Raw genomic sequence first — 25,853 nt, 5'->3', positions numbered from 1 at the left:
CACATATGGCTAACCAACGTCTGCATTTGAAAGTGTGCGGGATGAAATTTCCTGACAACATTAAGAGGCTTAAAGAAGTGGAGCCTGATTTCATGGGGATGATTTTTTTCTCAAAGTCGCCCCGGTTCGTTGGTAGCGAATTGTTGTTTACAGGCACGAGCATATTTCCTCCGGGTGCAAAAAAGGTAGGGGTGTTTGTGAATGCTCCTCTCTGGGACATTGTGAAAGTGGTAGAGGAATACAAGTTGGAGTATGTGCAACTCCACGGAGACGAGTTTCCTCAGTATTGTGTCGAGTTGAGGAAAAAAGGAATGAAGGTGATCAAAGCCTTTCAGGTGAGCAATTCTTTTGATTTCAAAAAAGTGGAGGCGTTTGAAGGATGTATCGATTATGCTCTTTTCGACACCAAGACACCTAACTACGGAGGGTCGGGCGAGAAATTTGACTGGACATTGCTCAACTCTTACAAGCTAAGTATTCCCTTTTTTCTGAGCGGGGGCATTAGCCTTGAGGATATAGATGATATAGAGCAGTTGGACTTGCCTAAGCTTTTCGGGATTGACGTGAACAGCAGGTTTGAAGTTTCGCCCGGCTTGAAAGACATCGATAAGCTGCTGGCATTGAAGAAGAGAATGGGAAAACTGAAAAAAGAGACAATCTGATGGAACAAACAATATCCAAATATGCAGTGGACGAGCAGGGATACTATGGAAAGTTTGGAGGTGCCTTCATTCCTGAGATGCTCTATCCAAATGTAGAGGAGCTGAAGGAAAAATACCTCGACATTATGTATGCTCCGGAATTTCAGGAAGCCTTTCACGGGCTGCTAAAAGACTATGTTGGGCGACCTACGCCATTGTATTTTGCCAGCCGTTTGTCTGAAAAGTACGGTGCAAAAATTTACCTGAAAAGAGAAGACCTGTGTCATACTGGTGCCCATAAAGTGAATAATACTGTTGGGCAGATCTTGCTCGCTCAGAGGTTGGGTAAGAAAAAGATCATTGCGGAAACTGGTGCCGGTCAGCATGGAGTGGCCACTGCTACCGTCTGTGCGCTCATGGGCATGGAGTGCATTGTGTACATGGGTGAAGTGGACATGGCCAGGCAACGGCCGAATGTAGAGCGAATGCGAATATTGGGAGCGGAAGTGCGTCCGGCAAAATCGGGCAGCCGTACGTTGAAAGATGCCACCAACGAGGCGATGCGCCACTGGATCAATAATCCGAACGAAACGCACTACATCATTGGAAGCGTGGTTGGCCCGCATCCTTATCCCGACATGGTAGCTCGTTTTCAGTCGGTGATCAGTGAGGAAATGCGGGAGCAGCTTTTGCTCAAAGAAGGAACCGAAACCCCCGACTATGTCGTTGCTTGTGTAGGTGGCGGAAGCAATGCGGCTGGTGCATTTTATCACTTTCTCGATGAGCCAGAAGTGCAACTGGTAGCTGTGGAGGCAGCTGGGCACGGAGTTGATTCGGGCAAGTCAGCAGCTACAACGGCTTTGGGCCGGGATGGTGTTTTGCATGGCAGCCGCACGATACTGATGCAAACTGAAGATGGCCAGGTTGTGGAGCCACATTCTATTTCAGCTGGGCTTGACTATCCTGGCATTGGCCCTTTGCACGCTCACTTGTTCGATAGTCAACGGGGTATATTCCTGAATGCTACAGACGAAGAGGCCATGGTGGCTGGCGTTGAGCTGAGCCGCCTCGAAGGTATTATTCCCGCTATCGAATCGGCCCATGCCATTGCCGCTTTGGGGAAATTGACATTCAAGCCAGATGATGTTGTGGTGCTTAATCTTTCCGGCCGTGGCGACAAAGACCTGGAGACTTATATTAAGTGGGGAGGGTATTAGAGAGTGGGAGAGTAAGGAGTAGGAGAGTGCGAAAGTAAGAAGTAGAAAGAAAGATCGAAGGCTGAAGTACAAGCTTTGCGTCTCCTGCGTCTTTGCGAGCAACCCAAAAAGAGGTAATTTTTGAAACAAGAATGACATGAGTGAAATAGTAGAAGCAAATAGGATAGACACCCTTTTTACCGAAAAGGCAGATCATATATTGTCGATGTATTTTACTGCTGGCTATCCTGGCATTAATGACACCAGAAAGATCATGAAGGCCTTGCAGGACGGTGGTGCTGATGTTATTGAGGTCGGTATCCCTTTTTCGGATCCTGTTGCCGATGGGCCTACCATCCAAAAAAGCAATCAGCAGGCATTGGAGAACGGCATGAATATGAAGCTGCTTTTCGATCAATTGAAGGGCATGCGTTCTGAGATCGATATCCCGGTTTTATTGATGGGCTACTTTAATCCGGTGATGCAATACGGATTGGAGAAGTTCTGCGTCAAATGCCAGGAGATTGGCATTGATGGGCTGATTTTGCCAGACCTGCCCGTGTACGAATACAGAAAGTTCTACAAGGAGATCTTCACCAAATATGGTCTCCACAATATTTACCTCATTACGCCTCAGACGTCTGAGGAAAGAATCAGAGAAATAGACGAGCACACCGAAGGTTTTATTTACATGGTTTCCTCTGCCAGCACCACTGGTGCCAAAGGGGCCGTGAGTGAGGTGCAGGAAGCTTATTTTGCCCGCATACAAATGCTTCGGCTGAAGAACCCACGGTTAATTGGTTTTGGTATTTCCAACCATGAAACCTTCGAAAGAGCCTGTCGCTATGCCAGCGGAGCCATTATTGGCAGCGCCTTCATTGACCTGTTGGAGAAGTCAGACAATATGGAGGCGGACATCAAGCAGTTCGTAAAAGGCATAAAACAAGGTAAATGATTTTCTGGCTTCACATCCGCCATCTGGCGGACAGGGGTAATGAAGCCAGAAAATCGTTGATAAAAAGCTTTATGCTTTCAATATCAAATAGAAACTTTTAAGAAACACCCGTTATGATTATCCAGCTCGACCCGGCCATTTCCGAGGAGGCCAAAGCCAAGATCATCGATACCCTTGGCAAACTGAAATTCAAAGGCACAGAGGTAAAAACCCAGATGGGCGACTATTTGGTGTGTATAGGCAAAACCAATGTGGATATCAGGCAGCTCGGCTTTCTGCCAGGCATAATCGACATCCACAAGGTGTCGGACGACTACAAGCTGGTGTCGAAAAAGTGGAAAGTGAAGTCAACCACTATCGATTTGGGTGACGGCGTGGTCATTGGAGAAGGAAGCTTTTCTATAATGGCTGGCCCTTGCAGCATAGAAGGAGAGGAGAACGTCAGGGAGACTATCAAACACCTGAAAGAGAACGGCGTGAACATCATGAGGGGTGGCGTTTTCAAGCCGAGGAGCTCGCCATATTCATTCCGTGGCATGGGCATCGATGGACTTAAGATGTGGTATACCATCGCCAGAGAGGAAGGCATCAAGATCGTAACTGAGGTCATGCAGGTGTCGCAGATTGACGAGATGTATCCATACGTGGATGTATTTCAGGTAGGCGCCAGAAACACCCAGAACTTCAACTTGCTTGACGAATTGGGTAAAGTGGATAAGGCCGTAATGATCAAAAGGGGTATCTCAGGCACTATTGACGAGCTTTTATATTCGGCAGAATATGTTTTTTCAGGTGGCAACGAGAAGCTCATCCTTTGCGAGCGAGGTATTCGTACCTACGAGAAAGCCAGTCGCAACACGCTTGACTTGAATGCTGTGCCCATTTTAAAAGACAAAACCCATTTGCCTGTGGTGGTTGATCCATCTCACGGCATCGGGATTCGTGACTATGTCGATAGCATGTCGCTGGCCGCAGTGATGGCAGGAGCTGATGGTGTGATCTTCGAAATACATCCGCTTCCCGAAAAGGCGGCCAGCGACGGCCAGCAGACACTGGACTTCCAGCAGTCGGCGGCACTCATCAGGAAGATGAAGAAGACCTATGCGCTGAGAGAAGAGTTTGAGATGGCTGTTTAAGTGGAGCCTGCCAATTGGATACTGACTTACAAACTTTGCCGTCTTTGCGAGGAACTTCCGGCATTTCTCATTGTGTTTGTCGTGAGGGAGTGACGAAGCAATCTTGCCTATTTCGGAGCCGGGTTCTAACTACCAAGATTGCTTCTGTCGCTTGACAATTGGCTACATAGATGGCAATTGGCAACCTCCATCGCAATGACGTCAAGGAATCGTTACCCCCTCCCCATATACGGATCTGAAATACTATCCGCTCCGGTTTCCAGCCTGCCTGCAAAGCGTACCTTCAGATTGGGGTCGCCGGGGCTTGTTACAGAAAAGTCGTACCAACCCTTACTAGATGCAGTATTGAGCGTTACACTTTCCAAACCATCGGCTTTTAGCTTTAGTTCTTCTTCAACGTGCTGGTATTTATCGTCTTTCAGCTCTAATTTTAAGGCACTTTTGCTTCTGTCGATGATGGAAACTTTTAGCTTACCATTGACTTTTCCTCCAATCATTTCCGGGATACAAGTTACGTCTATGCCATTCCCTTCATTGCCAACAAACTCCCTGAAAAAGCCGTTTGGCCCATACACTCTCAGGTGGTATTGTCCACCCTCGAAGTTATCCAGTGGCCACTGGTACTCGATTTCATCGCCAGCCTTCACAGCGAAGGCCCAGGTTTTTACAGGTTCAAAAGTATTTGTGGCAGGGTTGCGGTAACTGCCGGGAGCATACACGTTGAACGGTGCGCCCAAAGAGTTCTCGCCAAACAGGCTCTTTCCGGCCTTGAAGCGAACACGGAAATACTTGCTATCGTAGGTCAAATTGCCGGTGACATGCAATTCGTAGTTCAGTGCACTGGAAGGTTTGGTGCCAGGCTCCTGCTTTGGGAGCTGTGAAGTCAACATGTTGGTATCTGCTTTAAGGGCTTTGAAGTTGTTGGGCAAGCCTTTGAAGCTGGCATTGTAGATTTCCTGAATATACTTATCTCTATCAAGTGACGCTGGTATGTCAATCTGCTCGCCATTGTATGGTCTGAATACAGAGGTGAGGTCGCCACTGATTGCCCGGCGCCAGGAACTAATGTTGGGCTCTTCAATTTTTTTACCTGTCTTTTTGGAAAGGAATTTTTCCATGAACATGATGGTAGACGTGATATCACACACTTCTGAATTCACCCATCCACCCCGAGACCATGGTGAGGCCACAATAAGTGGCACACGGTAACCCAAACCTACCGGACTAGTCCTTGCCTCCTTCTCGTCAAAGCCAGCTTTTATTTCTTCATCTACGGTCACATACTCGCCATCGGCTTTTAAGTCATCTGAGATTTTGCCATCATTTGGGTCGGCTGGGTTGGGTGCTACAAAAGGAGGGATGTGATCGAAATAGCCGTCGTTCTCGTCGTAGTTGAGGATGAAAATGGTCTTTTTCCAAACTTCTGGATTTTCAGTCAGGATGTCCATCACCTCAGAGACATACCAGGCACCATACCACGGAGCACTCGGGTGGTCGGAGAATTTCTGTGGTGCTGCCAGCCAGGAAACAGTGGGGAGTTTACCCTCTTTCACATCTTTGCGGAACTGGTGGAGGATATCCCCTTTGGGTACTTTGGTGGTACGCTCTGTTCCATTGCCGGAGTAGGTCATGTCTTCCACCTTGTGGTAGTTGGGGTCACCAATATTGGTGGTGAAAGCTTTGTTGTGCAGGTTTTTGGCACGAGCAGAAAGCTTCTCAAACGCTTCTGGTGTCCATTGCTGAAGAAGGTCGTTTACCTGAACGATACCTTGCTTCGTTGCATCAATTTGCGCCTGTAGCTTGGCTTTATCTGCGCCAGGGGTGTTCAGTTGTTTTTCCAATGATGCAAGCTCACCGGGCAGTTCTTTTTCTTTGGTCTTCAGGAATTCGTGAAAGCCTTTGCTATAACGCACGCCATACTGCGTAAACCACTCCAGGTTATTGTCGGTGAAGTTGGCCAGCAGCGAGTCGTCTTCTACATTAGTGGGGAGACTGATTTCATTTTGGTATACTTTCCATGAAATGCCGTTGTCCTCCAGTCGCTCAGGGAAAGTTGTCCAGCTCGCCTCTCTATCATAAGTCACTTCCCCATTCCTCACTTTAGCCTTGTCGCCTGGCTCGCCGTGTGTTTTACCTGTCCAGTGGTAGCTGCGGTTGGTGGTGGTGCCGGTAAGGGCGGCGCAGAAGTGTTGGTCGCAGACGGTAAAGGCATCGGCCAGAGAATAATAGAAAGGAATGTCCTCCCGGGTATAGTAACCCATGGTAAGGGGGATGTGCTTGTAGTCTTTGTTGCCGGGTCGTTTGGCTTCTATCCAGCCATCGTACTTGCCATCGTTGCGGGCGTCGACCTGATCTTCCCAGGAGTGGGGCACGCCGCCCATCCAGGTGGCTTTGGTGTCTTTCATATCGAGGCGGAATGGGGCGAATCTGTTGCCGGCACTGTCAGGCTGAAACCAAACGGGGTTTTTATCTGGCAGCGAAATAGCGAGGGGATCGTTGAAGCCACGTACCCCTTTGAGCATGCCAAAGCAATGGTCGAACGACCGGTTTTCCTGCATGAGCAGCACCACATGTTCGGCGTCGTAAAAAGTAGTGCCGGGATCAGGTGAAATAGCCAAAGCCTTTTCAATCGAAATGGGCAGGGTACTCCATACGCTGGTGCCGCCTGCCAGCAGGGCCGCTTTTTTCAGGAACTCTCTTCTCGAATCACTCATAAATATTGTTTTCAGATAGGTTAGGCCAGCGCAATTGGACACTGGGTGCAATAATATCGACCCGGCTTGCAAAATGGATTGACTCGGCCATTAAGTGTTCTTTAATAACATACGAATATGTTAACATAAAGGAAATACCCCAAATGGTTTTGCTGGCAGACGTCAAAAGAATGGCTGAAGGTTGGTTGTTTTCTCCATCCATCCTTTTGCCGGTTGAGTTATCGGAGATTGGTTAATACCTTTCCTTCGTTAAACATACAGGTATGATCTCCGAAAAGCACATCAAATACGTTCTGGTTTTTGTCCTGAGTATTGCTACCCTTTCTGGCAGTCTCGCACAAAAATTCCCCTCCGACAAGTTTCAAAATCTCAAAATAAGGAATGTCGGTCCTGCCAATATGAGCGGACGGATCACTGCCATTGCCGCTGTGGCCGATACGCCCACAAAGATCATTTACATAGGGGCTGCCTCAGGTGGTGTGTGGAAGTCGGAAAATGGAGGAACAGCCTGGGAAAGCATATTTGATAACGCCCCAACGGTCAATATCGGCGCCATTGCTGTGCAGCAGAGCAACCCGAGCGTAGTGTGGGTAGGCACAGGTGAGGGCAATCCCCGCAACTCCATGAGCCTAGGATTGGGATTGTTCAAATCGATTGATGCGGGAAAAACATGGAAGCAGGTAGGGCTGGAAAACTCCAAAACTATCCACAGAATTATCGTTGATCCGACTGACGGGAACACGGTGTACGTGGGGGTGATGGGCGATCCGTTTACACCGCATACCGAACGAGGATTGTATAAGACAACAGACGGGGGCCTTACCTGGAAGAAAATCCTTTATACCAACGACAAGTCAGGCATTGCCGATTTGGTGATAGATCCAGCTAACCCTAATAAGTTAATTGCAGCCATGTACGAGCATCGCCGTACCCCGTACAGCTTTACTTCCGGTGGTCCTGGATCGGGACTTTACATCACGTACGATGCTGGGGAAACCTGGAAAAAGCTCGGAGAAAAAGAAGGACTACCAGCCGGAGAGCTGGGCAGGATAGGATTGGCCATTGCCCCAAGCAACCCGGATAGGATTTACGCTAAAGTGGAAGCTACCAGAAATGCCCTTTACCGCAGCGACGATGGCGGCTTGTCGTGGAAAATGATCAACGACAACCCCAGGTTTACCAATAACAGACCGTTTTACTTTCAGGAGCTGGCTGTGGACACCAAAGACCCCAACAGGCTCTACAATATCTACCAGCCGCTGCATGTGAGTTACGACGGAGGTGTGTCTTTCGATCCGGTGCCAATGATCCCGGCGGATGAGACCAAGGGCATCCACGCTGACTTTCATGCTTTTTGGGTCGACCCGAACGATCCCACTTTCTTCATCATTGGTGGTGATGGTGGCATTGGCATTACCCACGATCATGGCAAAGCCTGGTATTTCCCGGAAACGATCCCCGTGGCCCAGTTTTATCACATCAATGTAGATGAAGACATGCCTTACAATGTGTACGGCGGCATGCAGGACAACGGCAACTGGTCGGGCCCCGGTTATGTGTGGAAGCGGGGCGGCATCCGCACACTCTACTGGCAGTACCTGGTGGGGGGTGATGGTTTTATCATTCAACCCGACTCGGTTGACTCACGGTTTGGCTACGGCACTTCGCAAAATGGCGAGCTCTATCGCTACGACAAGTTGACCGGCTACTACCAAAACATACAGCCTAAGTCACCCGATATGGGAACCCGCCTGCGGTACAATTGGAATGCAGGTTTTGCGCAAGACCCGAACAATAACAACCTGGCTTACCACGGCAGCCAGTTTGTTCACAAAACCACCGACAAAGGCCAAACCTGGACGATCATTTCGCCTGATCTCACCACCAACAACCCTGACCATCAGCGGCAGGACTACGGCGGACTGACCATCGATGCTTCCGGGGCTGAGATTTACAACTCGATCTTGAGCATCGCACCGAGCTATCTGGATAAAAACGTGATTTGGACGGGTTCCGACGATGGGTTGGTACACCTTACCAGAGACGGCGGAAAAAGCTGGGCCAACGTCACTGCCAACATCAAAGGATTGCCCAGGCATGCTTGGATTGCTCAAATGAAGACCTCACCGCATAACGCAGGTGAAGTGTGGTTGGTGGCTAATAACTACCGCCAGGGCGACTATGCACCTTACTTGTTCCGCACGCAAGACTATGGGAAAACCTGGGTACGCATGGCGGACGCCAGTCAGGTGAAAGGCTATGCCCTGTCGGTAATGCCGGATAGCAAGGAACCGAAGCTAGTGTTTCTGGGGACTGAAAACGGCCTGTGGATCAGTATTGATGAAGGCAAAACCTGGGAGCAGTTTAAAAATGGTTTCCCATCTGTGTCAACTATGGACATGACGATTCAGCAAAGGGAATCGGCGCTGATTGTAGGCACCTTCGGTCGGGCCATTTGGGTGCTGGATGACCTGTTGTCGCTGCGTGAATTAGCCAAAGGCAAGCTGGAGCAACTGCCGTTGACGGCTTTGCCAGTCAACGACGCTGTGCAGGTAAAAGGCTTGTTTATCAATCCTCCCGGCAATATCTGGACAGGCTTTTATACTACTTTCGAGGGCGCCAATAAGCCGTTTCAGAAAGTGGAAATTCCGTTTTTTGTCAAAGACAACAACGCAGGTGACAAAGCCATGGCTGAGGTGTACAATGCCGGCAACCAGCTGATCCAAACAGTAAGCACCGACAGCGTGGTGGCTGGGCTCAACTACATTACCTGGAAGCTCGACGAGCAAATGGCCCGCCTGCCGGGTGCGTGGGTAGGAGAGGACTCACGTGATATTCCTGTGCTGCCCGGCGTCTTTAGTATCAAGATCAAATATGGCGACAACAGCTCGGAAACAACTGTGAAGGTGATTCCGGATCCTCGCTTTGAGTACAACGAGGAGGTGGACAAGGCTATTTACACACTGAGCAAGCGACTCAATATGTCTACCGAAAAGCTGTCCAGTGCCATGGCCAGGTTGCAAGCAAGCGACAAAACGATAGAACATGTGCTAGTCCAGGCTAAAGCGGTCGCAGCCATAGAAGTTGTGACGGCTTCCGAAGCCATACAGCAAAAAATCAAAGCGCTTAACGACATGGCCCGTGCCCCTCGCCCCGACAAGCAGGTAGGTGCCTGGCAGTCATTTGCCGTTACGGCGACGTCTAAGCTGAGCGATGCATCGCAGGCGCTGAGAGGCCGTTTATTCGTGCCAACCAGCCAGGACGTGAAGGTAATCGAAGAGGCCGAGCAGCTGGTTGGAGACTTTGTGAAAGCGGTGGACAGTTTCTACGCTTCCGATTGGGTTGCCTACAAAAAGCAGGTGGAGGAGGCGAAGTTGAGTTGGTTTAGGGAGTGATGATAGCCTCCACAATCGATGGCTAGGTTTTGTTGGCGCTGTTGCTCAAACGAGGACCTAAGCGAAAACTAATTTTTCTCTACGGAAAGTATTTGTAGACATCCTTTCGGGGAAGAAACCTGATGAAATCGATAGTGTCACCTTCGATTGATACACCGACTCTGAAATCTCCCAGCCTGATTCGGAAATAGCTGTCGGCACCCTTCAGCTTCTTGATGTTTTTGATTTCAGTAATATTTCCGGCGGCCTGGGTGTGTTCAATTACGTCAGCCAGTTGAGCCAGTACTTTTTTATCCTTTATCTTTTTGGCGTCCTTTTCAAAGGATTTATCGATTCGGATATTCATTTACGAAGGTTACTGATGAAATCCTGAGTGTCTACATACTCCCCTGTTTTTGCTTCATCAATGAGGTATGCCATTGCCAAATCCTCAGCATCTTCGCTGCTCAAGATCTTGGTTTTAATTCCTAATTTATTTGCTAGTTCTATGAGTAGCTTCATGTCAGAATCAGAATCACTGGATAAAATAGCTGCCTTCATGGTTTCTGTAATTTTCCTAAATATCAGCATTATCGGTATCTTTTCAAATGTGGCTTTTAGGTAGGTGAGTTTGTAAAGGCAGTGGACAGCTTTTACGTGACCGAATGGTCTGCCCACAAAAAGCAGGTGGAAGAAGGGGAATTAAGTTGGTTTAGAGAGTGATGCCAGGGGATATACTGTTGTAAGCTGTAGGAGGACAAAAGTTCTTGTCTGTCGAGTTTTCAAGATGCCTGACTGCGATACCCAATGTCATTTCCTTGCCTGCGAAGCCGTTGTGTAGTTTTAGTATTTACGGACGAAACAACCTTTCATCAAAGGGAAATTTTTCCTGAGTGGTTATTTTAATTTTTGAGAATTCAGAGTGGAATGGATTTATAAGGATGTTGTGATCACCCCTTGTTACGACAGAAGGAATTTTCAGCAGGCAGTGCTTATTCGCATTCACGAAATCATCGCCATATTTCTGGGTATTTTCATTGTGAGGAAATTGATTCCATCTTGGAGGAAGGTCTTTGACTTGTAAAGTTATTATTGAGGTGTTATCTGGAATAAATATGGTGAGCATATAGTAATCGTCCGGAATTGTTGCCAATGAAAAATGGACGGCCACTTCGGCCATAGCCAAAGATCTATTACTTGCAGTATAAATTATTTCGGTACCAATACTATTCCATCTGGCTCCTTTGATTGCTGCTCCTTTTCCTGACAGGTCTGAAATGTATTTTAGCCTGGATAGTCTGAATACTTCCATTAGACAAGAATGCCGTGATCAATCCTCGTTAATTCCGCCAAAACCAAGTCTTTGCCATAAGAATCTCGCAAAAGCTCAATTGGCTTCAAGCTACCCAAGGAATAATTTTCCGTAGTCAACCAGAGTTTTAGTTTTTCCAAGTCACCAAATACTTCAACACCAGTATCGAGCACCTCTGCCATCCCAAATATTTTCTCAGTATACAGGGGTTTGAACCTGGTTTTTTCGGCTTTATAACGTTGTAAGGACTTATAAGAGATGTTCAAAAATCCGGACCAATCATGTAGCGAAAATGGGCTCTGCCTCTGAATTAAATTGAAAATAGAATAGGGTAGGCCACTTCTTATAGCGAAAACGAGAAAAATTTTGCTTTTCAGAAAATCGCTATAATCTATTTCGTTTGGGATACTAATGTGTTCATATGCCGCAGTATCTTTAAGAAAAGATGTGAGTTCTTTGGACAGCTGCTTTTCAGTGTTTGCTAATTCCATGGCTAGGACATTTGTCTGTAAAAATATCTTATTTGTCCTAATAACGAAAAAATTGTTTGATTAGTTTGTAAGGTAGTGCCACCTTCTAGTTTCTTAACCTCCCCGGTAGCCTGGCAGTCATATTAAGACTATAGAAATGCCCATTCCTTTCAACCGCTTCGGCATTGACCATTCTAAATACTATTTTAGTCGCCCACTATTGATTTTAAAATTTTAGCACAATGCCCTCACGATTCTCGACACTCCTTTTGCGTTTCAGACTTGCCCTGGCTCTGTTGGTATTTACCCATCAGGTTGCCTTCGCTCAAAGCTCCGGACAGGCCCTGACAAGCCACGTCAATCCCTTTTTGGGAACTGATTTTTTCGGGCACACCTTTCCCGGGCCGGCCTTGCCTTACGGAATGGTCCATGTAAGTCCGGATGTGGGAACCGACGGGTGGACGTATTGTGCTGGTTACATCTATCAATCCACGTCAATTATCGGATTCAGCCATACCCATTGGAGTGGTGTGGGCATGGTAAATGGCGGTGAAGTGATGCTGATGCCGACAGTTGGCAATATGCTGCAGGTAGTTCCAGGGACAGAGGAAAACCCGGATAGTGGCTATCGTTCCCGTTATTCACACAAAGAGGAGGAAGCATCGCCAGGTTATTATTCCGTCATGCTCAAAGACTACGATGTGAAGGTGGAATTGACCACCACACGGCGTGTCGGGCTGCACCGCTATACTTTCCCCAAAGCAGAAAACTCTCGGGTGATACTGGATCTGGGGCATCAGATAGGAAGTGCTTATTCCGAGGAAAACTCAGAATTGAGTATAGTGAACAACAACCGGATTGAAGGCGTGAAAACGACTGAGCAGGGCAAGTTGTATTTTGTTGCTGAATTCAGTAAGCCATTTCTATACTACGGCACCTTCGATGCCAACTATGTGACGCCTGAGTCGGGCGCCAGTATTTTTCCTTATAAAAGTGGGGAAGCCGGTAAGAAAATAGGAGCCTTTGTGCAGTTTGAAACCGACGAGAAGGAACAAATCCTTGTTAAAGTGGGCATTTCCTATGTCGATGTAGCAGGAGCACGGAAGAACCTGGAAGCTGAAATCCCCGATTGGGATTTTGAAAAGGTGAGAAAGGCGGCCAGCCAGGTTTGGGAAAAGGAGCTTTCTACCATTCAAATTGACGGCGCTTCCGACAATCAAAAGCAGATTTTCTATTCCGCTCTCTATCGCTCGTTCTTGTCGCAATACATTTCCCAGGACGTAGATGGCAGGTACAGAGGATCGGACGGGAAGATCCACGTTGCCAAAGGCTTCGATTTTTATGGTTCTTTTTCGTGTTGGGACACCTATCGTTCACAGCATCCATTGTTAACCCTAACTGCACCGGAGCACGTCAATGATTTTATCCGGTCGATTGAAGCCAAAGTAGACAACTTTGGGTGGTTGCCTGCCCAGCATTTTCAGGGCGTTTTTAAGGAGTCGATGGTGGGCGACCACCTGATTCCGGTTATTGTGGATGCCTACATGAAAGGCTACCGTGACTACGACATTAAGAAGCTGTACGATGCTATGCGCACCAAAGCATTGCAAAACCCTCAGCCTCCCGTTCCTGAATATATGGGAAGAGCAGGCTTGGGCTACTATCTGGAGCTGGGCTACACACCTGTCGACCGGGTGACCGAAGCTGTGCCTAATACCTTGGAGCTTGCCTACGACGACTGGTGTATTGCTCAGCTGGCGCAAGCGCTTGGCAAGCCTGACGACTACAAGCTGTTTATGAAACGTGCAGGAAACTACGCCAAACTATGGGACAAGGAAACACAGTTTATGCGCCCCAGGAAAGCGGATGGAACATGGCTTGAGCCTCTGGGTAACCATGAACAGGAAATTGAGGAATACGAGGGGCACCGCTACTACAAATATTTTGATCCGTTGCTGGTGGGGCGTCGCCCTAACCGACACTATACAGAATCCAATGCCTGGCAGTACGTTTGGTCGGTGCAGCACGACCCTCAGGGATTGATTGACCTCTTTGGTGGTAACAAAGCATTTACCAAAAAGCTGGATACGTTTTTTGAGATGAGCCCGCTGATCACGCCTCCCAAATACGTGGGAGTGGTGGGCACCATAGGCCAGTATGTGCACGGCAACCAACCCTCGCACCATGTGGCCTATTTGTACAATTACGCAGGACAGCCCTGGAAAACGCAGGAGCGGGTGCGACAGATTTGCGAAGAGTTGTATCGGCCTGGCCCTGGCGGGCTGTGTGGCAACGAAGACATGGGTTCCTTGTCATCCTGGTATGTGCTCAGCTCCCTGGGTATTTATGCTGTCACGCCAGGCTCCACCAACTATGTGATTGGCAGCCCGTTTTTTGACGAGGCAATCCTTAGGGTCGCCGGAAATAAAACCTTTGCAATCAAAGCGCTCAACAATTCTAAAGACAATAAGTACATTCAATCGGCTACATTAAACGGTACTGTTTTCAACCGCACCTGGATTACCCAGGACGAAATCACGGCAGGAGGTGAGCTCATCTTCCAAATGGGGCCAACACCCAATGAGAAATGGGGTACGGGACGAGGCGCAGCGCCAGCTTCGATGTCGGTAGGGAATTGAAGTCGGAAAGGGTAATTTCAAAGGGCCGACTATAGTAGTAGGCATGGGGCGATACAATCGCCTGACTCATCATGTCCTCCCGGGCGGGCAGCCTTTCCGCAGCGGTCAAACAAGGACGATAGGGGTAAGCAGTCTTTGTTGATGTTTTGAAAAAAAATAAGCCAAACAGACTGTTTTAATCGATGATTATTCTCCAGCCATTTCTTCCAATCTGCTCGGCTATTTGGTCAAAATGATTCTATTTCAACATCAGTTTTGCTGCTCTAACCATTTCAAGATTGCCTTGTTAGTTTCGGCTGGTTTTTCCTGCTGAATCCAATGACCACAGTCGAAGCTCACTTCTTCCACGTTGGGCACAAAGGCCGATAGTCCTTCAAACTTTGGTATCACATCATGATTGCCATAGATCATAAGTGTCGGCTGTTGGATGATGGGGTCTGCATTGGCCAATAATTGCCAGTTGCGGTCAAGGTTCCTGTACCAATTGATACTCCCTGTAAACCCTGTCGATTCGAAAGAGGAGACGAAAACAGCCAGCTCACTTTCACTCATCACGGGCTCGCCTTGTGGTGCTTTGGCTCTGGCGAGATTGATCATAGCCATGCCTGGTTCAGGAACGGTTTGGGGGACGTTCTTCCGGAATATATTGCGGAGAAACTGCGGAGCATTTTCATCCAAAATGGCATCTGCCACCCCCGGCTGTCGGTTGAAGTGGACAAAATAATAATCGCCACCCAATATTTCTTCCATCCAACCGATCCAGGGTCTTTCGCCACGCACCTGGTAGGGCACGGCCAGGGCAATAACTCTCTTTACACGAGTTGGGTGCAACAGCGTCAACCACCAGGTGACCATCGCACCCCAGTCGTGACCTACAAAGGTGGCATCTTTGTATCCGTAATGATCGAGCAGTGCGATAAGATCACCCGACAAATGTTCAATGTCGTAGGCAGTAACTTCGCTCGGACGAGATGAGTTGCCATAACCCCGTTGGTTTGGCACAATGACGTGGTAGCCGGCTTCGACCAGCGCAGGCACCTGATGACGCCAGGAGAAGGCGTGTTCTGGCCAGCCATGACATAGTACAATTGGTTTTCCCGCATTTTGTCGACCAGCTTCAAATACTTCCAGTTCTACGCCATTCACTGAAATCATAGTAGGCTTTGGAAACCCTGTTTCAGCAAGAAGTGAGTTCGTAACGTTTGTCATTTTTATGTTTTTTTAAAGATTTAAGACAAACGTATGACCGGGGTGAGACAGCCTTATGTCAAGGGTCAGGGAGCGCTTTGATATTTGTCAAAATATTCTTGTAGGGTCAACTTATGAGGGTCAAAATTTTCTGACAGCACTTCCATTTTTTGAATCCTGTCCGGCCGAAAAAACCGAAATTCCTTCCGCAAGCGGCACCACGCAATCAAATACCAATTTTCAGCACTCAACACGGCAAAAGGTTCGATGATTCTGTCAGTAGTGGAGCCCTCCTTATTAACATACCTTATTTTGACCAGCTTGTAGTTGGTGAGCGCATTTTGCAGGTCCGACAAGTTGCTGCTGTTTCTTTCCTGATTGAGCGCCTCGTCATATTGTGTTCTATCAGCCAGTAGATTGGCTTTGTCTTGAATGGTATATCTGAGAATGGACTTGATTTTATCAATGGCCTCTGCATAATCCTGCACAAAAGAGGTGTCTTTACTTTTCAATACGAGCTGTTCTGCCAGTATCAGGGCGTTTACTTGTTTTTCAGTGAACATCACTGGTGGAATTCTATACCCTTCCATCAAGGAATACCCCTTTCCCTCCTCGGTCAAAATGGGTACACCGGCTTTTTCAAGTGCTTTTACATCCCGGTAGATGGTCCTTTTACTCACCTGAAATTTTTCCGACAATTCAGTAGCTGTGATAATTCTTTTCGTCTGAAATCGAACTAAAATTGCGGTTAGTCGAGATAACCTATTTACCTCGGAATATTCCATTTTTCTATTTGGTTACTGGTTTTTAAGTGGTCGACAACAGTTGGTGCATGGAAAGATGGGTGTTTGTGTGCGAGGATCTTTCGAAGGAAAATCAGAGGCCACCAAACACGCAACTAAGATTGGTTTAGCTAAAACTTGCCATTTTTTATATGCCGTGTTGTCAATAGTTTTATCCGTTACCCAATTGATAAATCAATATATCTTGTCAAGATAAACGTACCTACCAGATAACCTGAATGAAAAATCGGACGGTACATTAAGTTGGTTTTTTTAAAATCAATTCGAAGATATTCGGTCAATAAAATTCCAATTGAAATTATCAAAAACCACACTGTTATAAAGGGAAATACAAATTCGCCCTTGTTCATCACCTTTGGTATTATATAAATCATATCGTGAAGCAAACCGCAAATTAAAAAAGTCATAATCAGGGATGCCCAGTTCGGGAAAACGGTTCTGAATGGCTTGTAGCAATAGAATAGAAGAAAATACCCCCAACTTGGGTTCCAATATTTCCAAAAGGACCTAAGTGAAGACGAGAAGAATGGTTTGAAGAACATATTTCGAATAATCAAAGAGACTTTTGTGGTTCCTGTGCGATAATATGTATATTCTTCTAAAGTCATAATTATTTCGTTCGTGTCGTCTATTCACATTATTGGCAACATTTGAGTAACACGCACAGTACATGTGATGCACCTCATATGTTATGCATGAAGATACTTCAAAATCTAGCGGCTAAAAGTAATTTTTTGTAAAGGTTACTCCACTAATCGCCACCAGAAGCCGGCCCTCCACTGGTGAATAGCCACTTAGTGTTAACGAACCAGTCAGAAGAATGAGCCGCACATCTGTAGGCTCCCCACCCGAAAATTGAAAATCCCGCCACTGCTTGCGGGATTTTTTTGTGCTGATGGTTGAACCGGTTTTGCCAAGGTGACTGGCAGTGATTTTATGGGGAATGCATTTGGGCTGACCCACAACGTATAGTATATCAAAAGCAGGCGATTTTGAAGCCCTGAACTTTCGGTTAAGCACAAAGTTTGATACTACCCACAAGCTATTCATTTAGCACCATTTCGCTTATTTTTATATACATGGTTAGCTGTAGAAATTTTATCATTTATTTGTTGTCATTGCTGTTATTATCTCTCCGTCATATTTCCAAATTCCATTTACTCCTCCAAACCAAATATTGTATTCCAAATCACCTAAAATGAATAACAGGTCAGAAAAAGTCTGACCGTTGTATTTAAATTCAGAAAACTTTTTACCCTCTAAGACACATAAATTTCCAAATTGTGCTCCAAGCCAAAGATTACCATTTCTATCTTCGTAAATGGCCCTTATTCTCTTACTGCAAAGACCATCTGTTTCTGAAAATGTTATAAATGACTTGCCATCGTATACCGTTAGTCCGCTGTTTCTATTTCCATTAAAGCCCATCCATATGTTTCCTGATTGGTCAGAATAAATGGTTCTTACTTGGCTATCGCTTAAGCCATCTTTAATTGAAAATTGAGTAAACTTTTCCCCATCAAATTTGTTAATTCCTCCATGAATCATTGAAGCAAACCACATATTTCCTTTGTTGTCTTTACTTATACACGGAATCCAATTGTGATATAAGCTATCTTCTTGCTTTTTGCCTATTTCAGTTAAATAGGATTTGAAGTTTTCCCCATCATATTTATAAGCACCATTACCAGCGGTACCAATCCATAAATTATTGTTATTATCAGTTGCTAAAGAATGCGCAGCATTGGGGCTTAGCGTAGGGTAAACAGTGCTAATCCAACCTGTTGTGGTGTCTTGGTATGGTAGAGGAATATTTTCAAACTGTTTTCTGTCGTATTTGGTTAAACCGTTTTGAGTTCCGAACCACATATTATTATTATGGTCGGAGGTAATGGAATAGACTTGGTTACTGCTCAATCCGTTTTCCTCGGTATAGTTTTTAAATGCTTTTCCATTATAATGATATATACCACCGCCGTTACTGCAAAACCAAATAGAACCGTCTTTGTCGAGATAAGCATCTGAAAACCCATTTTTAGGAACAGGAATTTTGACCATTTCTGAACCTTTCTCAGCCTGGAGAGTTTGTTGTTCTTTTTGTACTTGTCCATTACAAGAAATAGCAATCGCAGCCAAAATCGTTATAAACATATTTTTCATTAACTGTATCATTTTTTTTTATGTAGCTAACATTTGAGTAAGCGACAAAAGTGTGGTTTATACCCATTACATGTTATCGGTGAATATACACCAAAATCATGCTGTTGAAAGTATGCTTTTGGCAAGGTCACTGCCTAATCCCTACCAAAAAAGGCTCCGTTATGGTGCGTGGGGATAGCCCCGGGGTGTTGGAGCCCAAGCCTGGCTGTTATCGAGAACTTGCTCGAGCTGGTGCCCAACCCTTGGTGTATACGAACCAGTCAGAAAAATGAGCCGCACATCAGACTCCAGACCCTACAATTGAAACCCCGCCACTGCTTGCGGGATTTTATTGTACTGATGGCTGAGCAAGTTTTAGTGAGTGGCTGTGGATTTATGGGGGTCAAAAGTCTGTACTTGACCAGCTATAGTATATTTTAACTCGGTTATGTAAATCTAGTAGCAAGTCGACTTTAGAAGCGACTGTTTGTTTCTAAATGAGTGAAAATAGAAAAGCTTCTTTTTTGTATTTTCAATCCTTCATTCAATTGGGTACTACTATGAAACAGCACTTTTTGTTGGCAATTTTATTTTTCATTCCTTTTCTCGCACTTCCTCAGACTGACAAGTATCATGGTTCATTTGTCGAGAATTTTGAGGGTGCTGCTTCCAGCTACTTTAGGTATGGCTCTACCGGAACCAAAGCCGATTTTAAGTACGAACTGGGCGTGGATTCTCCATCTGAACCGGGCACTAAAATTCTTTCCTTTCGAATGGACCCCGAGGATAGGGCTGGCGCTGGACGTGGGCCTGAAATTATCTCCAAAGACTTTACGCATTTCGGCACCTATTCAGCCCGGTTGAAAGTTCCTGAAGTAAGGGATATTCAACCGAATCTGGGTGCAGTGGTGGGATATTTCACTTACCATGTAGATAGTATAGCCGGACTGAGTGAAATTGACTTTGAATGGCTCCCCGCCGACCCTACGGTTATTTATGTAGGTACTTGGACGGGAGGGCAGTCGGGAGAGCTAAAACGAATTGGCAGAACCATTAACCTGGCCAAAGGAATAATCTATGAAACCACCTACAGAGAAGGGCATGCAGGTACACGTATACCTTTGACTGGCGAACAAAACCAACCAGAAACTATCGCCGCCATTCCGAACTTTGATGGCTCTTCTGCATTTTACACCTACGGTTTTGATTGGTTTGAGGACCGCATTCGCTGGTGGATTATTCATCCCGACAGTGATGAAAAAGTGGTGTTATGGGATTACCAGGGATCCTCAAGGGGCATACCACAAAACCCAACGCACTACCGTATGAATTTCTGGCATACCGACAATTGGTCGGTTGAGACGAATCCACAATCTATTGAAAAACCCTTGCAGCCATACCAAATGGAGGTAGACTGGATGTCTTATGACCCTTTTGTAAGTAAGTAATATCATTACTATTGTGCGACTAATCGGGTGTCAAGTCAAATAGAGTATAAGCGCTACTTGAAATTTAATTTTATTTTCTGAGAGAGTCAGGCGGGAATACGTAGTTACAAAAAGGGTATGGCTACATGATTTAATATACTTTGCATGTCGTTGTCGGCTATTCTCACTTTTCATGGGCTTTGTGCTCATCTTTTTACGTATCATTTACAATCATTTTACAAATGAAATGGCTGTATACGGCTGTGATGCCTGTAGCTTTGAGGTATCATTTTCAATTAAACCCCAATTCGCTATGCCTTTCATGCAATTACCCCTTTTGTATTTTCTGCTTGGTTTCTTTGCCGGCGATCAGGCTTCCGAAACAAAGATGGCTGAACCGACTAAAGAAGCCGAAGTCACCAACGTCATTCTCCAGTCAACAGATGGCGGCCAGACATGGCAAGATATCAGCCACGGTTTGCCTGAAACAGAAGAACGCATAGGTTTTTTTGCTGGTGCGTCGGAGGTCTATTTAAGTACCAACGGGGCATTGTATCACAGTAAGAGCCATCTTAAAACCCCTGTTTGGGAGAAAGAGAATCTTCCTGAGCTAAAAAGTACTTCGATTGTTTTCAATCAATCAGGAGTGATAGCCTTCAGTAATGATGGATACATTTATCGAAAAAAGGCCTTATCAGACACCTGGTTGCCGATATATACAGAGCGTATCAGGCATTCGGTAGCCACTATTTTTGAAGCATCTAATGAGACGGTATTCTCTGGTACCGGTAAGAGCCTTTCCAAATCTACCAACAAAGCACAAAGCTGGAAGCCAGTACATATAGGCTGGGTGGACAATATATTGGAGTCAGAAGGGGTGCTATTGGCTACTGGTGAAAAGGGAATCATGCGCTCGACAGACCATGGTGACAACTGGGAATGGGTCATCAGCGAGGGAGGGGTAGGTATAGCCCTTGAACGGATCGATGGTGGATTTGCTGCGATAGTCTACAATACCCAAACTGAATCCAGAAGCATACATACTTCATTTGATGATGGAAAAACCTGGCAAGCCATTAATGAAGGACTTCAGCCGTCGTCGAACATTTCATCTGTAAAACAACTGGGCAGCGACTTATTCGTGGGTCACCCAGATGGTATATTCCGTTCACGGGACATGGGCAAAACATGGCAGCGTGTTCATGCTGGTTTTGGCAACCCGCTATATGCTTCACTGAAATTCGCCTTGTGGACGCCGGCCGGTCCTGTTGAGAAAGTGTTTAAGCTCTATGTTTCCGGCAATGTCCTCTACGCTGTGGCAGTATCTCCCGGCTGCTGAGTCAGCAGGGGGTTATCCTCAGACTCCGCACCCTACAATTGAAATCCCGCAACTGTTTGCGGGATTTTTTTGTGCCGATGGCTGAGCAAGTTTCGCCAAGGTGAGCGGCTGTGTTTTAATGGCGAGTTCATCGGTTTGCAATGCGCACTGTCCCGAAGAATATTGCCGATTGGAGTTGTTGGCTACAGAAGTTTTATCTCCTATTCTTCCTTCCCCATGTCATAATCCCGGATATAACTTTGCATCTCTCCGCTAATTGTCCCCTTTACATCCATGTGATAAAGACCGCCAATTGTATGATCGACTCTTGGCAGTTGTGTATGACTATTTCCGAGTATTTGCTTCTCACCCTGAATTATCCACACTAGCCTTAAACCAGATTCTTTTAGAATCTTCTGAATGTGATCTTTGCGCATTAAAAGACAGGCTGGCCCCTTTTCATAAACGGATGGATCAAAACAAACTAATTCGCCTTGGTCGTTAAGGTACTCGCCCTCTTTCTGTGAAGGATTCAACCCAACTACAATTAATGGAGCGGGCTTGAAATAGCTAATTGACTCTTCTTTAGAACAATCAAACTCCTCTTCCCACAAAAAATATATTGCTGTATGGTGTGCCATAGCAATCTTTTTTCTTGATTCTTTCACTTCAAGCGCTATCGGTAAAACATCGCCACCGTAATACGGGGTGAGTTGAAAGAAAAATGACGCCGGAGACCAATAATACTCACGACTAAAAACTTGGTAGCGGTTTTTCACCTCCGGTGACCAACCTCTCCCGTAGTTAGCTGAATGATCTACTTTTAGCATTTTGCGAAGTTCCCTTGGTTCTACCAACCAACTCCCGATATCGTACCAAATTCTTTTGCGGTTAGTACCCCAGCGATCTTCTCCCAACTTATTCGGCTCTCCCCAATCTGGGTGCATATTAAGACTCAACCACTCCACACCTTCTGAATCTTTTACCGTCATCAACTCTTGAATGGGTGGAAAATCGTCGAATCTCCTTTTCCATGCCTCTGCATCTTCTTTCCAGTTCTCGTATTTGCACGGAACCCACCAGGGCAAATGTTCCAGTCTTTCTATGGAGTTTTCTTTCTGGGTTGTTTTTACAATGATCGTTGGGTCAATATCCCTTACATAGGGTCGCCAAGGGCCGTTATAATTTGTATATTTTTTTTCATTACTCCACGAATAGCTACCTTCATCATGCATTTTACAATTGTCCGACACGCTTGCAAGAATCTCATAAAACACAATCCACTGGTACTTTTTCCCAATGCGCTCCAGATGCCCGTTCCCTCTACCTGACCCTTGTCTAGCGTCGAAGTCGGTGAAAACCTCTGGGTCGTAGCCCAACTCAAAAACTCGCTGAATAGCGTAATTGCTCAAACCATCACAATCTACTTCCCAATTGCTTAAAGCACTTTCGAAAGTATATCTACCAAAATCACCATAGCTACCGGTTCCTCGACCGTATTCGGTCGTCATTGACATCAGTATTGCAGTTGCCCCCCATGCTTTTCTTCCATGGTTGCCGTCTTTTCCTTTTGGTTGATACTTAGCGTCAATGTCGTCAATAGTCGGTAGTTCGCTTGGAAATTCACTTTTATATGGTGGGCGAATCGTTTCGAGCACGATGGCAGGTTTCAAATCCAAGTGAATAGTATACTCAATAACACCTCTAGCATAATCCCGAAGCAAAATGTGCGGATAAATGAGTTCATTGTCAAAAACAGCTTTGTATATGTAGTTGCTAAGAGGAACTAACGATTGCTGATCCTGCGTCCGCAGAGCGCAGCCGTAGGCAACGGCATACAATCGTTCGTACACATAGGGATCGTTGACTCCTTCAAATTGTTGCAACACCTTAATAAGTACTACAATGCGGTTTTGCAAAAGACAGACCGATGCCTTTGTTGCGGCGTCCCTTAAATATCTGTTTGAACTGGTGAGGAACCAAGCCAGCATCACTCCTGCGAGCCTTGCCGACTCATCACTAATCTCTGCTTTGAGGTCTTCGTTCCAAGCCCAATTAATCAAACGCTTAACAGCATTGTGGCCCGAGTGCTCACCGTATTTGTTTTGTAGCCACGTTGTCCACAATTTATCTCGTTCGGACAAAGACAGTTGATAAAGAAACTTGTGTTGCCTGTCGGCATTGAAATAGAAATCTGGCTTGGTGGCCATTGAGACAGCCATTTCCAAGAATCGATAAAAGAGATCATCATTTCGTCCCAAGACCTCATTGACGTATTTCCGAGAAGCCTCACCTATAGTGTCAGTGCGTCTCCACATCAACCCATCAATAAATGCTGTTGCCGTTACATAGTAAGTTGCCGCATATGGAGCCACCTCATGAAGTTCATTTCCGATGCGCTCCGGTACTTGCACAGAGAGTGCCTCGATAATGTTTTGATTATAATATGCCCTTGATTTGTCGGCCAATAACTCTTTCAATGCCCCTGAATCGAACGATTTTCTAGGATCGGACGGATCAAGGTATTTATCCAGCAAGGCAGAAACAATCAAGTGGTCTTGAAATCGTTGGTAGGCAAAGTGAATACCGTCATAGTCTTTTCGTTCTTTCCAATAAAGGTCTTCGTTGATTACGCCTTCGGAGATCAAACGCTTTAAGTACTGCTTATCTTGACTTCCGCACTTACCTGAAAATATATTGTTGGCAATTTCTTCGCCTATTTCATAGGGTAGATGATCTTCCCGATCTTCAACCATTTTTGCCAGTATTCCCTCCACAGCCTTGCGCAGAAGTTTCAACTTTCTGTCATAGTCTAACTCATTCGGTTGTGCTAATTTTTCTTCAACTCCTTCGAGGTAGTTTTCAATGATGGCTGAGATGCCCTGGTATCCATTCGGCACCAGTTTAAGTCCTCGTTTCTTCAAGCCCTCACAAAAGAGCTTTAAAAATAGAGGGTTCTGAAATTCAGGATGTAGCAATGGTGAACCTGGAGGAATAATGTCATAATGTTTGAAGAAATGAATGGAAGCTTCATACTCCAAACCCTCAAAGCCTGGATGATAAATTCTCGAGGCAATTGAATTATCAATCTCGCTTACTGGAGCTATTAGGTTTTCAAAGGAATTGCGGATACTGACAATAAGACCTAGCCAGGGAAACCGACGAAACGAACGGACGAAGGACTTCAGTTTTTTTGGCCAAACACGTCTTCCGTTTCCCTCGTTGAGGGCATCAATTACAATGATAATGCGATTTTGTTGGCTTTCAGCTTTCGCATTTAAAGCCCCAAGTAAAACATCTTCATTACCATCAAACCGGAGTTGATTTCGTAGAATTTGTGTCCACGGCATTTCATTTGTAGAAAAGTTCTCTCCCAACAGTAGTAGGCTGGTATAATTATTTGAATTTCTTCCGGAAATCATATCGGCAAGAGCGTGAGACTTTCCAATTCCCGCCGGGCCAACCAATATTAGGTAGGGATCATTAGCCAGTGTACACACTTCTGAATCCAAAAAGGTGCGGAAGTCATCAATTGCATCGGAAAGATTACGCAACTCGTTCAGCTCGTTATTGTAAGGCCTAGAATAGTAGTCTATTCTTTCCCCTTTTTCCTTCTTAGTACTCTCTGCCTCTTCCTGCCATTCATACAGTTGGTTAGATATTGCCTGGGCAGCTTCATCTACACATTTCAGTTGACTTTTAATATCGCCAAAAGGAATTGCACCAATACCAGAAAAAACGATTTTTTCGTAAACCTCTCTCAACGACTTGATGGCCCTGTCTAAACTGGATGTTTTTTCTTCAAGTTCTTTTTGCCGTGCTCGTAAATATGCTCTCCTACGCTTTTCGAGAACGACTTCGTAATGCGAATTGATTTGGTTGGAAAATTTTCGTTGCCGTGTCAATCCGTCGTGGAAACTTAAAAAAGGTAAATCGAAATTCAACTCAGGAGTGTACCTAACACCAAGTGCATCAATGCTTTCCTGATTTTTTGTATCGAACCATTGATCCGTTAGTTCCGTCTCATTAAAGAAATAATAGATTAGTCCCTCATTTTCCGGCTTGCGTAGGCGTGTTTCCAGTTCATGTTTCCCCCAATACTCGAAGGAAACCTTCATTTTCTTTGATGTGGCATACTTTTCCCACTCGGTAACATGATCTTGCCATTTCTGAAGCATTGATTTACCTCGCACTTTCCCATCAGGCCTGTCAACAGGAATAGCTATATAGTATTTCTTTAGTTTAGGATGATTATCAATGGCCGATTTTACTGATTTATCTACCTGTGTCCATTGGTTATCCGACAAGCTGATTGTAAAATACTTAGCCTGCCAGCAATGTTTCTCTCCATTGCCCAACTCCCAATAGCATTCTTTACCACCGTCAGGTTTACCAATTCTGGTAAACAATACCTGATTTGGAACTTTCTCTTGCCCTGCAAGTTGGCAGACCAGTTCCTCGAAGCCTTCTCGTTGGCCTTCAATTGCCCTGATATTGTTCCAGTTAATGCTCAAGTTTTCGGTATCTTTTTTTCAATGAAG

At 45.7% G+C, this 25,853-nt stretch carries 19 protein-coding genes; 8 read left to right on the top strand and 11 right to left on the bottom strand.

From position 1 onward, the window contains the following. Nucleotides 1-5: 5 nt before the first annotated feature. From RIG68_RS22730 to aroF, 4 genes are all read left to right on the top strand, one after another. A complete protein-coding gene (locus tag RIG68_RS22730; protein ID WP_350070151.1) occupies nt 6-662 on the top strand; it encodes a phosphoribosylanthranilate isomerase in 657 nt (218 codons plus the stop codon). Continuing rightward, nucleotides 662-1,858, top strand: coding sequence for a tryptophan synthase subunit beta (gene trpB / locus RIG68_RS22725; protein ID WP_350127722.1), 1,197 nt, complete (start codon nt 662-664; stop codon nt 1,856-1,858). Before RIG68_RS22730 ends, trpB begins: the two co-directional genes overlap by 1 nt. A gap of 136 nt (nt 1,859-1,994) precedes the next feature. Continuing rightward, complete coding sequence (gene trpA / locus RIG68_RS22720; RefSeq protein WP_350127719.1) at nt 1,995-2,792, top strand: tryptophan synthase subunit alpha; 798 nt, start codon at nt 1,995-1,997, stop codon at nt 2,790-2,792. Between the two features lie 113 nt (nt 2,793-2,905). Further along, nucleotides 2,906-3,928, top strand: coding sequence for a 3-deoxy-7-phosphoheptulonate synthase (gene aroF, locus RIG68_RS22715; protein WP_350127716.1), 1,023 nt, complete (start codon nt 2,906-2,908; stop codon nt 3,926-3,928). A gap of 212 nt (nt 3,929-4,140) precedes the next feature. On the opposite strand, the gene RIG68_RS22710 is transcribed toward aroF, so the two are convergent. Then, nucleotides 4,141-6,642, bottom strand: a complete 2,502-nt coding sequence (locus RIG68_RS22710; protein ID WP_350127713.1) for a phosphocholine-specific phospholipase C — start codon at nt 6,640-6,642, stop codon at nt 4,141-4,143. A 263-nt stretch (nt 6,643-6,905) separates the two neighbouring features. On the opposite strand from RIG68_RS22710, the gene RIG68_RS22705 reads away from it, so the two are divergent. Continuing rightward, nucleotides 6,906-10,037, top strand: a complete 3,132-nt coding sequence (locus RIG68_RS22705) for a VPS10 domain-containing protein (RefSeq protein WP_350127710.1) — start codon at nt 6,906-6,908, stop codon at nt 10,035-10,037. A gap of 79 nt (nt 10,038-10,116) precedes the next feature. Here the strand turns inward: RIG68_RS22705 and RIG68_RS22700 are convergent, their stop codons facing one another. From RIG68_RS22700 to RIG68_RS22685, 4 genes are all read right to left on the bottom strand, one after another. Further along, the gene (locus RIG68_RS22700; protein WP_350127707.1) at nt 10,117-10,383 is read right to left on the bottom strand and encodes a type II toxin-antitoxin system RelE family toxin; all 267 of its coding nucleotides are present in this window, start codon (nt 10,381-10,383) and stop codon (nt 10,117-10,119) included. Further along, nucleotides 10,380-10,694: a hypothetical protein gene (locus RIG68_RS22695; protein WP_350127704.1), complete on the bottom strand. Its 315-nt coding sequence runs from the start codon at nt 10,692-10,694 to the stop codon at nt 10,380-10,382. The genes RIG68_RS22700 and RIG68_RS22695 overlap by 4 nt, the downstream gene beginning before the upstream one ends. A 172-nt stretch (nt 10,695-10,866) precedes the next feature. Then, a complete protein-coding gene (locus RIG68_RS22690) occupies nt 10,867-11,328 on the bottom strand; it encodes an RES family NAD+ phosphorylase (protein ID WP_350127701.1) in 462 nt (153 codons plus the stop codon). Next, nucleotides 11,328-11,819 (bottom strand): Xre family toxin-antitoxin system antitoxin, encoded by a 492-nt coding sequence (locus RIG68_RS22685; RefSeq protein WP_350127698.1) that lies wholly within the window; start codon nt 11,817-11,819, stop codon nt 11,328-11,330. Before RIG68_RS22685 ends, RIG68_RS22690 begins: the two co-directional genes overlap by 1 nt. Before the next feature lie 221 nt (nt 11,820-12,040). On the opposite strand from RIG68_RS22685, the gene RIG68_RS22680 reads away from it, so the two are divergent. After that, entirely contained in the window at nt 12,041-14,437 is a 2,397-nt protein-coding gene (locus RIG68_RS22680) for a GH92 family glycosyl hydrolase (protein ID WP_350127695.1), read from the top strand. A 249-nt stretch (nt 14,438-14,686) separates the two neighbouring features. Here the strand turns inward: RIG68_RS22680 and RIG68_RS22675 are convergent, their stop codons facing one another. From RIG68_RS22675 to RIG68_RS22655, 5 genes are all read right to left on the bottom strand, one after another. Continuing rightward, nucleotides 14,687-15,646 carry an alpha/beta fold hydrolase gene (locus tag RIG68_RS22675; protein WP_350127692.1) on the bottom strand — a complete coding sequence of 320 codons (960 nt, stop codon included), beginning with the start codon at nt 15,644-15,646 and terminating at the stop codon, nt 14,687-14,689. Between the two features lie 65 nt (nt 15,647-15,711). Beyond that, nucleotides 15,712-16,410, bottom strand: coding sequence for a helix-turn-helix transcriptional regulator (locus RIG68_RS22670; protein WP_350127689.1), 699 nt, complete (start codon nt 16,408-16,410; stop codon nt 15,712-15,714). A 176-nt stretch (nt 16,411-16,586) separates the two neighbouring features. Then, nucleotides 16,587-16,970 (bottom strand): hypothetical protein, encoded by a 384-nt coding sequence (locus tag RIG68_RS22665; RefSeq protein WP_350128033.1) that lies wholly within the window; start codon nt 16,968-16,970, stop codon nt 16,587-16,589. 178 nt (nt 16,971-17,148) lie between these two features. Continuing rightward, complete coding sequence (locus RIG68_RS22660) at nt 17,149-17,478, bottom strand: hypothetical protein (RefSeq protein WP_350127686.1); 330 nt, start codon at nt 17,476-17,478, stop codon at nt 17,149-17,151. A gap of 51 nt (nt 17,479-17,529) precedes the next feature. Further along, nucleotides 17,530-18,588: a ligand-binding sensor domain-containing protein gene (locus RIG68_RS22655; protein WP_350127683.1), complete on the bottom strand. Its 1,059-nt coding sequence runs from the start codon at nt 18,586-18,588 to the stop codon at nt 17,530-17,532. 539 nt (nt 18,589-19,127) lie between these two features. Here RIG68_RS22655 and RIG68_RS22650 point away from each other — a divergent pair. Both RIG68_RS22650 and RIG68_RS22645 read left to right on the top strand, forming a co-directional pair. Beyond that, on the top strand, nt 19,128-20,015 hold the full coding sequence (locus RIG68_RS22650; protein WP_350127680.1) for a glycoside hydrolase family 16 protein: 888 nt from the start codon (nt 19,128-19,130) through the stop codon (nt 20,013-20,015). Nucleotides 20,016-20,316: 301 nt separating this feature from the next. After that, nucleotides 20,317-21,333 carry a WD40/YVTN/BNR-like repeat-containing protein gene (locus tag RIG68_RS22645; RefSeq protein ID WP_350127677.1) on the top strand — a complete coding sequence of 339 codons (1,017 nt, stop codon included), beginning with the start codon at nt 20,317-20,319 and terminating at the stop codon, nt 21,331-21,333. 200 nt (nt 21,334-21,533) lie between these two features. On the opposite strand, the gene RIG68_RS22640 is transcribed toward RIG68_RS22645, so the two are convergent. Next, nucleotides 21,534-25,826 carry an NACHT domain-containing protein gene (locus tag RIG68_RS22640; RefSeq protein WP_350127675.1) on the bottom strand — a complete coding sequence of 1,431 codons (4,293 nt, stop codon included), beginning with the start codon at nt 25,824-25,826 and terminating at the stop codon, nt 21,534-21,536. Nucleotides 25,827-25,853 lie beyond the last annotated feature (27 nt).

Source organism: Imperialibacter sp. (assembly GCF_040222385.1).
Classification (GTDB): domain Bacteria; phylum Bacteroidota; class Bacteroidia; order Cytophagales; family Cyclobacteriaceae; genus Imperialibacter.
This window is presented reverse-complemented; position numbering and strand designations above follow the sequence as displayed.

Excerpts from the sequence above, each read along its gene's own strand:
- RIG68_RS22730 (WP_350070151.1), top strand. The coding sequence starts at position 6 with ATGGCTAACCAACGTCTGCATTTGAAAGTGTGCGGGATGAAATTTCCT.
- trpB (WP_350127722.1), top strand. The coding sequence starts at position 662 with ATGGAACAAACAATATCCAAATATGCAGTGGACGAGCAGGGATACTAT.
- trpA (WP_350127719.1), top strand. The coding sequence starts at position 1,995 with ATGAGTGAAATAGTAGAAGCAAATAGGATAGACACCCTTTTTACCGAA.
- aroF (WP_350127716.1), top strand. The coding sequence starts at position 2,906 with ATGATTATCCAGCTCGACCCGGCCATTTCCGAGGAGGCCAAAGCCAAG.
- RIG68_RS22710 (WP_350127713.1), bottom strand. The coding sequence starts at position 6,642 with ATGAGTGATTCGAGAAGAGAGTTCCTGAAAAAAGCGGCCCTGCTGGCA.
- RIG68_RS22705 (WP_350127710.1), top strand. The coding sequence starts at position 6,906 with ATGATCTCCGAAAAGCACATCAAATACGTTCTGGTTTTTGTCCTGAGT.
- RIG68_RS22700 (WP_350127707.1), bottom strand. The coding sequence starts at position 10,383 with ATGAATATCCGAATCGATAAATCCTTTGAAAAGGACGCCAAAAAGATA.
- RIG68_RS22690 (WP_350127701.1), bottom strand. The coding sequence starts at position 11,328 with ATGGAAGTATTCAGACTATCCAGGCTAAAATACATTTCAGACCTGTCA.
- RIG68_RS22685 (WP_350127698.1), bottom strand. The coding sequence starts at position 11,819 with ATGGAATTAGCAAACACTGAAAAGCAGCTGTCCAAAGAACTCACATCT.
- RIG68_RS22680 (WP_350127695.1), top strand. The coding sequence starts at position 12,041 with ATGCCCTCACGATTCTCGACACTCCTTTTGCGTTTCAGACTTGCCCTG.
- RIG68_RS22675 (WP_350127692.1), bottom strand. The coding sequence starts at position 15,646 with ATGACAAACGTTACGAACTCACTTCTTGCTGAAACAGGGTTTCCAAAG.
- RIG68_RS22670 (WP_350127689.1), bottom strand. The coding sequence starts at position 16,410 with ATGGAATATTCCGAGGTAAATAGGTTATCTCGACTAACCGCAATTTTA.
- RIG68_RS22665 (WP_350128033.1), bottom strand. The coding sequence starts at position 16,970 with ATGTTCTTCAAACCATTCTTCTCGTCTTCACTTAGGTCCTTTTGGAAA.
- RIG68_RS22660 (WP_350127686.1), bottom strand. The coding sequence starts at position 17,478 with ATGAATAGCTTGTGGGTAGTATCAAACTTTGTGCTTAACCGAAAGTTC.
- RIG68_RS22655 (WP_350127683.1), bottom strand. The coding sequence starts at position 18,588 with ATGAAAAATATGTTTATAACGATTTTGGCTGCGATTGCTATTTCTTGT.
- RIG68_RS22650 (WP_350127680.1), top strand. The coding sequence starts at position 19,128 with ATGAAACAGCACTTTTTGTTGGCAATTTTATTTTTCATTCCTTTTCTC.
- RIG68_RS22645 (WP_350127677.1), top strand. The coding sequence starts at position 20,317 with ATGCAATTACCCCTTTTGTATTTTCTGCTTGGTTTCTTTGCCGGCGAT.